The sequence below is a fragment of the Streptomyces sp. NPDC055099 genome, from assembly GCF_053607685.1.
This window is the reverse complement of the sequence record NZ_JBSGUA010000007.1, coordinates 1-11,426: the sequence shown is the minus strand read 5'-3', so window position 1 is coordinate 11,426 and position 11,426 is coordinate 1. Positions and strand designations below refer to the sequence as shown.

The window sequence follows — 11,426 nt, the reverse complement described above, 5'->3', positions numbered from 1 at the left end:
GGTAGGCCCGGGGCGCAGGCACGGTTTTCGGGAAGGGGTGGGGTTGGGGAAGAAGACCGCCCTTCCGCCCGGCGCCAGCTGCCCGTACACTCCAAAACTAGCAGTGCTAATTTATGTCGAGCCGTCACGCAGTGACCCCGCAGACGACGACCGCAAACGATCCGGAGCCGTATCGTGCGCCCAGTCCACTTCGCCGCAGCCCGCCGCACCCCCATCGGGAAGCTCCGCGGAACCCTCTCCTCCGTCCGCCCGGACGACCTCGCCGCCACCGTCGTACGGGGCCTCCTCGCGGGCACACCGCAGCTGGACCCCGCCCGGATCGACGACATCTACTGGGGCGCCGCCAACCAGGCCGGCGAGGACAACCGGAACGTGGCCCGCATGGCCGCTCTCCTCGCCGGTCTCCCGGACTCCGTGCCCGGCGCCACCGTGAACCGCCTCTGCGCCTCCGGCATGGAAGCCGTCACCGCCGCCGCCCGCACCATCGCCTCCGGCGAGGCCGACGTCGTCCTCGCGGGCGGCTCCGAGTCGATGAGCCGCGCCCCCTTCGTCCTGCCCCGCCCCGACGAAGCGCTGCCGCACAAGATGGAGACCGCCGACACCCGCCTGGGGTGGCGCCTGGTCAACCCCGCCATGAAGGACCTGCACGGCGTCCTCGCCATGGGCGAGACCGCCGAAGAAGTCGCCGAGCGGTACGACATCTCCCGCGAACGCCAGGACACCTTCGCCCTCCGCAGCCACCAGAAGGCCACCGAGGCCCGCAAGAACGGCCACTTCGACGAGGAGATCCTCCCCGTCACGCTGCCCGACGGCACCCGCGTCGAGCTCGACGAATGTATCCGTGAGGACACCTCGTACGAGAAGCTCAGCGGCCTGCGTCCCGTCTTCCGCAAGGGCGGCACCGTCACCGCGGGCAACGCGTCGCCGATGAACGACGGCGCGGCAGGGCTCCTCCTCGTCAGCGAGGAGGCCCTGAACGACCTCGGGCTCGAATCCCTCGGGCGGTACGTCGCGGGCGCCTCCGCGGGTGTGCATCCGGACGTCATGGGCATCGGGCCCGTACCCGCCACCCAGAAGGCGCTCGCCCGTGTCGGCTGGTCCGTCGGCGACCTCCAGGAGGCCGAGTTCAACGAGGCGTTCGCGGCCCAGGCACTCGCCTGCGTCGACGCCCTGGGCATCGACCCGGAGCTGGTGAACCCGACCGGCGGCGCCATCGCCATCGGCCACCCCCTCGGCTGCTCCGGCGCCCGCATCCTCACCACGCTGCTGCACCGCATGCGCCGCACCGGCTCGGCCCGCGGCCTCGCCACCATGTGTGTGGGCGTCGGCCAGGGCAGCGCGCTGCTCGTCGAGCGCGGCTGAACCCACCCCCTCCTCAAGGCAGCACGCAACGCAGGCCCAAGGCCGCACGGAACGCAGGCCCAAGGCCCACGGAACGCAAGGAAACGGAGCACCACCCATGGCCACGCTGTCCCTCGCCGCGATCCTCGCCGAGCCCGCCCGCCGCTGGCCGGACCGCACCGCCCTCGTCGAGGGTGAACTGCGCCTCACCTTCGGTGAGTTGTGGGAGCAGGCCCGTACGCAGGCCGCGGCCCTCGTGGGGCTCGGGGTGCGGCCGGGGGACCGGGTCGCCCTGATGGCGCCCAACACCGCGGAGTTCCCCCGCGCCTACTACGCGATCCTCGCCGCGGGTGGCGTCGTCGTCCCCGTACACCTCCTGCTCTCCGCGGAGGAGGTCGAGCACGTCCTGCGGGACAGCGGCGCCACCCTGCTCCTGTGCCACCCCGCCCAGGCCGAGACAGGCAAGAGCGCTGCCGCCGCTACTGGCGTACGGATGCTGCCCCTCGGCGAGGGCGGTGAACTGGAGACCCTGGCGAGCGCGGCCGAGCCGCTGCCCAGCTACGTCACCCGTGAGGCCGACGACCCCGCCGTCGTCTTCTACACCAGCGGCACCACGGGAGTCCCCAAGGGCGCCGTGCTCAGCCACTTCAACCTGGTGATGAACGCGACCGTCTGCGCCTTCGACGCCCATGACGTACGCGACGACGACATCGCGCTCGGCGCGCTCCCGCTCTTCCACGCGTTCGGCCAGAGCGTCTCCATGAACGCGACCTGGCGCGCGGGCGCGACGCTCGTCCTGCTGCCGCGTTTCGACGCCGCGCGGGCGATCGAACTGATGGCGGCGGAGGGCGTCAACACCTTCCACGGCGTGCCGACGATGTATGTGAACCTCGTGGCCGCCGCTGCCACCGCCCCCGAACTGCCCGCGCTGCGGCTCGCGGTCTCCGGCGGCGCCTCGCTGCCCGTGGCCGTGCTCGAACGCTTCGAGGAGACCTTCGGCGTACCCGTCTACGAGGGCTACGGCCTCTCCGAGACCTCGCCCACCGCCTCCGTGAACCAGCCGGTCTTCGGTACCAAGGCGGGCAGCATCGGCCACCCGCTGTGGGGCGTCGACGTGGAGATCGCCCGGGCCGACGTCGAGGAGCGGATCGAGCTGCTGCCGACGGGAGAGCTGGGTGAGGTCGTGGTCCGGGGCCACAACGTCTTCTCCGGCTACCTGGGGCGCCCGGAGGCGACCGCCGAGGCCGTCGTCGACGGCTGGTTCCGCACGGGTGACCTCGGGACCAAGGACGCCGACGGCTTCCTGGCCATCGTCGACCGCAAGAAGGACGTCATCATCCGCGGCGGCTTCAACGTCTACCCGCGCGAGGTCGAAGAGGTCCTGATGCGCCACCCGGACGTCGCGCACGTCGCCGTGATCGGTCTGCCCGACGACGTGCACGGCGAGGAGATCTGCGCCGTCGTCGTCGCGGCCCCGGGCGCGGCCCCCGACGCCGCTGCCATCACCGAGTGGTCCAAGGAGCACCTGGGCCGCCACAAGTACCCGCGCCGCGTCGAGTTCACCGGCGAGCTGCCGCTCGGCCCCAGCATGAAGGTCCTCAAGCGGGAGCTGCGGGTCACCTACAGCGGGGCGTAGGTTTCGTCCGGGCATGGACATATCTTTCTGGGGCTTCGTCGCGCTGGCCGCGGCCGCGGTGCTCGTCGGCTTCTCGAAGACTGCCGTCAGCGGGGCCAACACGGTCAGCCTCGCGGTCTTCGCGGCCGTTCTGCCGGCGCGCGAGTCGACCGGGGTCCTGCTGCCCATCCTCATCGCGGGCGACGTCCTGGCCGTCCTCACCTACCGCAGGCATGCCCACTGGCCCACCCTGTGGCGGCTGTTCCCGGCCGTCGCGGGCGGCGTGGTGGTGGGCACCGTCTTCCTGATGTGGGCCGACGACGCCGTGGTGCGTACGTCGATCGGGGCGATCCTGCTGATGATGGCGGCGGTCACGGTGTGGCGGCGCCGGGCTCCCGCAGAAGGGGCTCAACCGGCGGGCCCGTCCCGCGGCGCGCGCCTCAAGGCCCCCTCCTACGGCGTGCTCGGCGGCTTCACCACCATGGTCGCCAACGCGGGCGGCCCGGTCATGTCGATGTATCTGCTTTCCGCGGGCTTCCAGAAGCTCAGCTTCCTGGGGACGTCGGCGTGGTTCTTCCTCATCGTCAACACCTCGAAGGTGCCGTTCAGCGTGGGCCTCGGCCTGATCGACGCGCAGTCGCTGCTGCTGGACGCGGCCCTCGTGCTCTTCGTCATCCCGGGCGCCCTCATCGGCAAGGCCGCGGTGCACCGCATCAACCAGCGTCTCTTCGAGCACCTGGTGATCGGGGCCACGGTGCTCGGCGGCCTCCAACTGCTGCTGCGCTGAACCGCCCGAGTGCTGCCGGCCGAGTCCCGCCGCGCGGTGCCGCGTAGCCTCGGGGCCATGCATGTGCTCGTCCTCGGCGGAACCACCGAAGCCCGCCGGCTCGCCGCCGCCCTCGCCGCTCGCCCCGGCGTCCGGGTGACCACCTCGCTCGCGGGGCGCGTCGCCCGCCCGGCTGCGCTCGAAGGTGACGTACGCGTCGGAGGGTTCGGCGGTGTGGAGGGCCTGGCCGCCTGGCTGCGGGAGCAGGACGTGGACGCCGTCGTGGACGCCACCCATCCGTTCGCCGCCACCATCAGCGACCACGCGGTCCTGGCCGCGGCGGCCACCGGCGTCCCGTCCGTCATGCTGCGCAGGCCGGGCTGGCGACCGGAGCCGGGGGACCGCTGGCACGATGCCGCCTCGCTCGCCGACGCGGCCGCGCTGCTGCCCGCGCTCGGCCGCCGCGTCTTCCTGACCACGGGCCGTCTCGGTCTCGCCGCTTTCGCGGACTCGCCCGCGGTGCCGGGCCTGGGTCAACTCCACTTCCTCGTACGCTCCGTGGAACCTCCGGAGCCGCCGCTGCCCCGCCACACCGAGGTGCTTCTCGACCGTGGTCCGTACACGGTCGAAGGGGAGACCGCGCTGCTGCGCGAGCACCGCATCGACGTCCTGGTCACCAAGGACAGCGGCGGCGCGGCCACCGCAGCCAAACTCACCGCCGCCCGCGCGCTGTCGGTGCCCGTGGTGATCGTCCGTCGCCCGCCGCCGCCGGAGGGCGCGACGGTGCTGCCGGACGAGGAAAGCGTCCTGTCACACCTGGGGGACGGCCTCAGCCCAGGACCCCCCTAGGCGCTGCCTGTCGGGACCGCGAGGTGCCGCCGCCGCTCGGGGGCCAGGCCATGCTCCAGGTCCTCGACCAGCAGCCGCTTCGCGATCGCGTCGACGGCCTTGACGAGGTCCTGGTCGGCGGGACGGCCGCTGTCCCGCTCCACCTGCTCGCCCAGCCACCCGGCCCACGCCTTGCCGATCACGTCGGCCTCGCGTGCTCCCGCGGGCGTGTGCGAGAAGAGCAGGCCGGAGCGGGTGAGGAAGCCTTCCTCGACCATGCGGTCGAACACCGGCACCAGGACTTCGGCCGGGAGCTGACGCCGGGCGGCGATCAGGCTCAGACTGGCGTGCCCGACCATCCGGTCGAAGAGCGACACCTGCATCACGGCCCACGCACCGGCGATGTCGAGCCGGGTGTCGGACTCGCGGATGACCCGACGGGCGGTGTCCATGCCCGTGTTGCGGATGATGTTGCCCACCGCGAGTTCGAGCACCCGGTCCGGGCTGCCGCCCGAGGTCGGCGACGCGAAGCCCTCGCCCATGTCCGACGAACTCATCCGCGCGCTGTCCCGCAGTTGCACCTGCTTGAGGAAGAGCGCCACCAGGAACCCGAGCAGCGCCACGGGCACCGTCCACAGGAACACGGTGTGCAGCGTGTCGGCGTACGCCTTGATGATGGGCGCCGCCGCCTCCGGGGGCAGGTCGTGCAGCCCCGCCGGACTCTGCGCGGCCTTGGCCACCACGGCGGGATCGGCGGCCCCGGCCTTCGCCGCCGCCGCGACCCCGTCCTCCAGGTTCGGCTTCAGCGTGTTGGCGTAGATCGTCCCGAACACGGCGGTGCCGAAGGAACTGCCGAGCGTACGGAAGAAGGTGACCCCGGAGGTCGCCGTACCCAGATCCGAATAGACGACCGTGTTCTGCACGGCGATCGTCAACACCTGCATGCAGAGCCCGATACCGGCACCGAGGACGAACATGTACAGCGACTCGAGCCAGGTGCTCGTCTCGTTGTCCATCAGCGAGAGCAGATAGAGCCCGAGCGCCATGACGAGCGCGCCCACGATGGGAAAGATCCGGTACTTGCCGGTCTTGCTCACCACATTGCCGCTGAAGATGGACGCGATGAGCAGCCCGATCACCATGGGCAGCGTCCGCACACCCGAGATGGTGGCCGAGTCCCCGTCCACGTACTGCAGATAGGTCGGCAGGAAGGTCATCGCGCCCAGCATCGCGAAGCCGACGATGAAACTGAGGATCGAGCAGACCGTGAAGACGGGGTTGGCGAAGAGCCGCATCGGCAGCATCGGTTCGGCGGCCCGGGTCTCGACCACGCAGAACAGCGCGAGCGAGATCGCACCGCCGACGAACAGCGCGATGATGGTGCCCGAACCCCACGCGTACTGGTTGCCGCCCCAACTCGTCGCCAAAATCAGCGCGCTGGCGCCGATCGCGACGAACGCGATGCCGAGATAGTCGATGACGGGCCGCACCGCCGACTTCACGATGGGGATCGTGCGGGCCGCGGCGATCACCACGACGATCGCGATGGGCACGTTGACGTAGAAGGCCCAGCGCCAGGTCAGATGGTCGGTGAAGAGCCCGCCGAGCAACGGCCCGATGACGGTGGACACCCCGAAGACGGCGCCGATCGCACCCTGGTACTTGCCGCGCTCGCGCAGCGGGATGACGTCGGCGATCAACGCCATCGACGTCACCATGAGGCCGCCCGCGCCGATGCCCTGCAGCGCGCGCCAGGCGATGAGCAGCGTCATGTTCGTCGACAGGCCACACAGGAACGAGCCGGTGATGAAGATGATCGCCGAGACCTGAAAGACGATCTTCCGCCCGAACAGGTCACCGAACTTGCCGACGAGCACCGTGGCCACGGTCTCGGCGAGCAGATACGACGTCACGACCCACGACATGTGCTCGGCGCCGCCCAGATCCGCCACGATCGTGGGCAGTGCGGTGCCCACGATGGTCTGGTCGAGCGCGGCGAGCAGCATCCCCAGCATGATCGTCACGAAGATGATGTTGCGGCGGCGCTTGTCGAGGACGGGCGGCCCCTGCGCGGGGGCCTCGGCGGCGGGCTCGGCGGTGGTCGTCACACCGTCACCCTCACACCGGGCACGGGCGTGTGCATGCGGGGCCGGTCCGGTCCGGTGACGCGGGGCTCGCCCGTCTTCCCTCAGTCCAGGTTGCGGCGCAGCAGATAGGTGTCCATGATCCAGCCCTTGCGCTCGCGTGCCTCGGCCCGGAGGGCCTCGATGCGCGGAGCGGCCTCGTCGAGCGGCCCGGAGACGAGGATCTCGTCGGCGGTCCCGATGTAGGCGCCCCAGTAGATGTACATGTCGCCGCCCTCCCCGCCCTCCCCGCCGTCCTGGCCGTGGTACTGCCGGAACGCCTGATGGGCGTCGAGCATGACCACGACATCATCGACACCCTCGGGAAAGCCATGGTCGGCGAGCCGGCGCCCGGTGGTGATCTGCACGGGACGCGCGACGCGGTTCAGGCCGGTGCGGTGCTTGGCGGCGAGCGAGGAGACGCTGCTGATACCGGGCACGACGTCGTACGAGAAGGCCACCTCACCCCGGTCGAGCACTTCCTCCAGAATCCCGAGCGTGCTGTCGTACAGCGCGGGGTCGCCCCACACCAGGAACGCGCCGGACTCGTCCGCACCCAGCTCATCGGCGATCAGCCGCGCGTAGATGTCCGCCCGGCGGCTGCGCCAGTCCCCGACGGCGGGGGAGTAGTCCGCGCCGCCCGCCTTCCGGTCGCGCGCGGGGTCGCGTGCCTCGACCACGCGGTAGCCGCCGTCGGCGCGGTGCGCGTCAAGGAGGTCACGCCGTAGCTGGACGAGGTCGTCCTTCTCCCCGCCCTTGTCGAGGATGAAGAACACGTCGGTGCTCTTCAGAGCCTTGACGGCCTGCAGGGTCAACTGGTCGGGGTCGCCAGCGCCGATACCGATGACATGAATCTTTCGCACGCCGAGAGTCTGCCGCATGGGCGTGGGGCGGGGGCGGGCGGGGCGTGCCAGGCCCGGCCGGAACCGCCCCGCTCCGAGGACACCCCCCGGGGGCTCCCCGGCCCATCTGGCCGCCCCCGCGATGTCACTTGCCGTCGGCCCCGCGCAGCCGGGGCGCGTGCTCGGCGGCGTCCACCGCGGACCCGTCCGCCTCCACCGCAGATCCGTCCGCCTCCAACGACTCCGCCAACTGCCGCGCCCACGACACGAGTCCGTCCACGTCGATCCCGTACGGCCGCTGCCCCTTCCTCTCCGCGGCGATCGCGCCCGCGCCCCTCAGCAGCAGCCGGGCCCCGCCCGTGAGGTTGCCGCGGGCCGAGTGGGTCAGCCCAACGGCCAGCTGCGCGAGCCCTTTCCACAGGTCACGCTCGTCATCGGGCCCCGACTTCCAGGCGTCCTCGAAGACCTCGTGCGCGTGAAAGGGTCGCCCTGCGTCGAGCAGCGCCTGTGCCTGAGTGACCGTCTCCTCGGGTGTGCGCGTGACCCCTTCGGGCTGCCGCTCCACGCCTTCCGTGCCGTACGGCAAGGGCCGCCCGAGACCGTCACGCGGCCGCGCGTTGCGGGCCCGCCCCTCGGTGTCACGGTCACGGCCACGGTCATCGGGTCGGGGTGCGGTACTCATACGGCGATTGTCCCTCGCCAGGCGCCCGGCAGGGGGCGCGGACCACCCCCGGACGTGGGGTAAAGTTCTGTCTGCGCGATCACGCAGAACACCGCGGGACACGCGCACCGGGACGTGGCGCAGCTTGGTAGCGCACTTGACTGGGGGTCAAGGGGTCGCAGGTTCAAATCCTGTCGTCCCGACGGAAACGTCGCAGGTAGGGGCCATCTTCGGATGGCCCCTACTTCGTTTTCGGGAGCAATCCCGGGAGCGGGGAGCGGCTCCCTGTGCTCCCAGGGAGCGGGAGCCTGGGAGCGACGTCAACCGGGGGTCGACGGCTGGTCACCCGATCCGGTCGCTCCCGGGGAGCATCTCCGCTGCCCGGTCCGGTGTATGAGGCAAGGGGTCGCGCTGTTCGCCCCCTTGTCCGATTACTCGTCATGGGGTCGTGCTCCCACTCGTCCCCTTGACGGCTTTCTCCGACCCCATGTCTGCGGGGGCTCCCTGTCTCGGTGCACACGTCATCCAGAGGTTGAACGCTGGGGTGAGATGCGGTGCAGTTCGGAGGGGATAGCCACTGTGGGTGACTGCTCCAGTGGGTCCCCTTGTCGCGGTGCAAGAAGCTGTTGGGGTCTATAGGGCGCCGTACGGAGACGCTCCAAAGTGGTGTGGTGGGATGTCTGGCACGGCTTGTCCGTCGTACACAAGGCGGACAAGCCCCGGTGGTTGATGTCTGAGGCTTGGTACACCCGAAGTGGTTGGCGAGCTCAGAAGTTCCTTGGCCTGTGACGGACGGCTTAGTCCGGGGAGAACATCCGGGTAACCAGCGTTCCCGGATTTTCCCTCCGCAGGGTTGCCGCGCCCCCCATGCCTGGCCGTTCATTGCAGTGGGGCACATGCCACGTAGCGCCAGCTTCGGCGGTTGGCTCTCGCTAGAACTCGGTTGGGCTCCATTAGTCAGGCCGGGCCGCGACGCCGCCGAGCGCGTGGGACGCGGTGTGTAGATGAATGCGACTTGGGCGGCGTGGTACCCGCGGGGTCGTTCGGGAGAGACAGACGCTCGACAGGGCCTGGCGGTTGGCCATCGACTGTATCCATGCCGGGCAGAAAGCCATGGTCCGGACCGGTGTGAGCGTGCTGGGCGCGCTCAGGCACAGGGAGGATATGGCGACGGGTGAGTTCAGCGACGTCGATCATGGAGGCGGCGATAATGCGGTCGAGAAGCTCTGCCTGCTGAGGTTCCAGGGCTGTGAGATGCCTGAGTACGGCCAGGACTTCGACGAGTTCCCGGCTCCAATCGGGTTCCCAGCGCTCGGGGCGCTCACGGTCGAGTTCACTGGATACTTTGCCGGCGGTGCGGTCGCTGCGGTAGCTGAGCCAGCTGTCGAGCACGTTGCGCCCGCCTGTGGAGTAGTCGCGCATGCGTGGAGTGACGCCAGTGAAGATGCCGCCCTCGATGACAAGGCGCTGAAGTTCGCTGTCAAAACTGATGGCCGTAGGGAGCTTCTCGGGCGCGACTTCTCGGGCGTACGTGATCTCGGGGCGTAGGCGCCGCCACCAGTTCGATGTACCGGCCGGGCGGCTGTCGGTGGGGTTGATGCAGCGTGTGCCGAACGTCGAGGCCCACAATATGTGGCGTCCCAGGCTGACAGCCTCATGCCAGAGCCCGCGATCGGCGGTCAGGGGGAGGCGTACGCCGAGTGAGTTGAGGTCCTCCGCATACCGCTCAGTGAAGGCTGGGTGGGCAGTGACAGCGGCGATGTAGGCGAGCAAGTCCTCTGGGAGGACTTGCTGTAGGCCGTAGGAGTTGGCGAGGTGGGGGAGAAGTCCTGGGGTGATATTGGGGGTTCGGTCGGCGTGCAGGAGCGGCAGCACGCGGCCACCGTTTCCCTTGAAGTAGTCGTTGTCGGGAACGAGCGCGGTGAAGAGCAGAGCTGGGCCGGTCTGCAAGCGTTGGGTGTGCTGCTCGACTACAAAAATTTGGCCATCGATGTCGGCCTGCCATAGCTCGGGGCGGGAACGGTCGATGACACGGCCGTCGGGTATGAGCCACTGGCGGTCCATGGCTCGGCGCGCGATGCGTATGGGAGCAGGACAGAGGCCCTGCTCGACACGCAGGGGAGTCGGAGGATGAGGATGACCCGGGATTTGGAGGGCTTCCTTGTCCAAGGTGCGGTCTCGGGTCTCTTTGAAGAGTTGCTGTTTCGTGGCGGGATCGCGTTCTTGGGTCAGGAGGTTCCAGCGTCGATGGAGTATGTCTCGTGAGGGACTGATGACCCAGTTTCGATTGGGTTTGATGCCCGGCTTGCACCAGGGCATTATCTCGGTGAGGGCGGGGAAGCTATCCCAGCCGCTCTGCGAGGCGGGTGTGAAAGGTACAGGCTCAACAGGTCGAGAAGGAAGCCATTCGAGACCGTTGATGTGCAGGTTATGCAGTTGCTCCTCTTTGTTCTGTCGGGTGCCATGAACGGCCGCGTAGTGGACGGGGGCCAAGACCTCTTGCCGCTCGCCTTGTCGGCGGACGAAGATGGCGATGGCTAACTCTTGCTGGACGCCGGGGAAGAAGCGGCTGTTGAGCGGGGGCCTCTTGGTCTCGGGTGTGAGATCGATGACCCAACCCTCAGTGCAGGTACGCCGTAAGTAGGAGCGCATACCCTGGAAGCCAGCGCCGCGGATGAAGCCGCCAGTGCTGACGAAACAGACGACACCGTGACGTTGATCGTCGTGTTGGTCGAAAACTTTGTGGGTGGCCCAGCGCCAGAAGTAGGTGCACAGGCTCTTCAGCTTGTTCTCGTATACACCTGCCGCGCCACGCAGCCGGAAGTCGTCCAGGGGCGGATCACCGCGGCCCGGCGAGCCATTTTCGATCCATCCGCCCTGGCCTTCTGCCTGTTCGCGATGGGGAGGGTTGCCGATGACGACGGTGATGCGTTCGTTGCGCTGGATGGTGCTGGCTGCCTCGGCGTCATCACGTAGAGGCCCCCACGAGGCGCCGTAGCGATCGAAGAGTTCACTGGGGCGCCATGGGTCGGCGAGAGTGTCGGCTAAGTGCAGGCGCATATCGCGCAGTCGGACCCGGGCATTGAGGTGCCGGAGCATCTGTCCCACGCGCATCTGGGCGACGGCAAAGGCACCCATCTGCTTTTCGAACCCGATTAGGCACTGTTTCTCGGATCTCCTGACGTGGGTGGGTAGTTGGCGTCAGGCTGGTCGTATGGGTCGTGGTGATTTAACGAATGCGGAGTGGGAC

General features: G+C 69.2%; 8 protein-coding genes and 1 tRNA gene. 5 read left to right on the top strand and 4 right to left on the bottom strand.

The features are described from left to right. Window positions 1–174: 174 nt before the first annotated feature. The 4 genes from ACWFRU_RS18865 to ACWFRU_RS18850 all read left to right on the top strand — a co-directional run bounded on the left by ACWFRU_RS18865 (window position 175) and on the right by ACWFRU_RS18850 (window position 4,571). Window positions 175–1,362: a thiolase family protein gene (locus tag ACWFRU_RS18865; RefSeq protein ID WP_453688325.1), complete on the top strand. Its 1,188-nt coding sequence runs from the start codon at window positions 175–177 to the stop codon at window positions 1,360–1,362. Between the two features lie 97 nt (window positions 1,363–1,459). Continuing rightward, complete coding sequence (locus ACWFRU_RS18860; protein WP_453688323.1) at window positions 1,460–2,977, top strand: long-chain-fatty-acid--CoA ligase; 1,518 nt, start codon at window positions 1,460–1,462, stop codon at window positions 2,975–2,977. Window positions 2,978–2,990: 13 nt separating this feature from the next. Then, complete coding sequence (locus tag ACWFRU_RS18855; RefSeq protein WP_453688321.1) at window positions 2,991–3,743, top strand: sulfite exporter TauE/SafE family protein; 753 nt, start codon at window positions 2,991–2,993, stop codon at window positions 3,741–3,743. A 57-nt stretch (window positions 3,744–3,800) separates the two neighbouring features. Beyond that, entirely contained in the window at window positions 3,801–4,571 is a 771-nt protein-coding gene (locus ACWFRU_RS18850) for a cobalt-precorrin-6A reductase (protein WP_453688319.1), read from the top strand. Here the strand turns inward: ACWFRU_RS18850 and ACWFRU_RS18845 are convergent. The 3 genes from ACWFRU_RS18845 to ACWFRU_RS18835 all read right to left on the bottom strand — a co-directional run bounded on the left by ACWFRU_RS18845 (window position 4,568) and on the right by ACWFRU_RS18835 (window position 8,197). Then, on the bottom strand, window positions 4,568–6,658 hold the full coding sequence (locus ACWFRU_RS18845; protein WP_453688318.1) for an MDR family MFS transporter: 2,091 nt from the start codon (window positions 6,656–6,658) through the stop codon (window positions 4,568–4,570). The two genes, ACWFRU_RS18850 and ACWFRU_RS18845, sit on opposite strands and share 4 nt — an antisense overlap. A gap of 80 nt (window positions 6,659–6,738) precedes the next feature. Next, window positions 6,739–7,536 carry a precorrin-6A synthase (deacetylating) gene (cobF, locus tag ACWFRU_RS18840; protein WP_453688316.1) on the bottom strand — a complete coding sequence of 266 codons (798 nt, stop codon included), beginning with the start codon at window positions 7,534–7,536 and terminating at the stop codon, window positions 6,739–6,741. Window positions 7,537–7,660: 124 nt separating this feature from the next. Beyond that, window positions 7,661–8,197, bottom strand: a complete 537-nt coding sequence (locus ACWFRU_RS18835) for a DUF309 domain-containing protein (RefSeq protein ID WP_453688314.1) — start codon at window positions 8,195–8,197, stop codon at window positions 7,661–7,663. 108 nt (window positions 8,198–8,305) lie between these two features. Between ACWFRU_RS18835 and ACWFRU_RS18830 the strand changes: the two genes are divergently transcribed. Then, window positions 8,306–8,379, top strand: a tRNA-Pro gene (locus tag ACWFRU_RS18830). A 754-nt stretch (window positions 8,380–9,133) separates the two neighbouring features. Here ACWFRU_RS18830 and ACWFRU_RS18825 read toward each other — a convergent pair. Beyond that, entirely contained in the window at window positions 9,134–11,314 is a 2,181-nt protein-coding gene (locus tag ACWFRU_RS18825; protein ID WP_453688312.1) for a type ISP restriction/modification enzyme, read from the bottom strand. Window positions 11,315–11,426 lie beyond the last annotated feature (112 nt).